Origin of the sequence: Ornithinibacillus californiensis (assembly GCF_001038485.1) — a bacterium.
GTDB lineage: Bacteria > Bacillota > Bacilli > Bacillales > Amphibacillaceae > Ornithinibacillus > Ornithinibacillus californiensis.
Genome location: NZ_LDUE01000003.1, coordinates 1 through 485 on the forward strand (window position 1 = coordinate 1; position 485 = coordinate 485).

Annotated in this window: 1 protein-coding gene; it reads right to left on the bottom strand. The window is 35.7% G+C overall.

The features are described 5' to 3' along the window. A partial coding sequence (locus tag TE34_RS00015; RefSeq protein ID WP_047982778.1) for a transposase occupies window positions 1-485 on the bottom strand: 485 nt, incomplete at both ends.

Below are 485 nucleotides of genomic sequence, written 5' to 3' on the forward strand. Positions count from 1 at the left end.
TAATCCTTAAAATGCTTACGATATTGCTTAGGTACCTTACGTTCAGAGCGAAGCTGTTTACGTAGGCTTACCTCTTCGGTTGATTCAATCTTCTTATCAAATTCTTCTACCTTTTCATCTAACTTTTCCACTAGATTTTTAAGCTCTTTTGTAGAAAGTTCATCGGAACTTTCCCGTTCTATCTCTGGAATAATTTCTTTTTTTAATAACTCATCATACATTTGGTTAGACTTTTCCACCAAATTAGCACTATATTTTTCCACCGATTTTCGCCAAACGAAGGTAAACTTATTGGCATTCGCTTCAATTTTCGTTCCGTCGATAAATATTGCTTCTTCTTCAATTAATTTTTCTTGAACCAATTGACAGCGAAATTGTACGAAGCATTGACGTAGTAATTCTTTTACTTCTGGATGAACACGGAAACGATTGATGGTACGATAACTCGGTTCATAACCTTGGGCAAGCCACATCATACGGATACT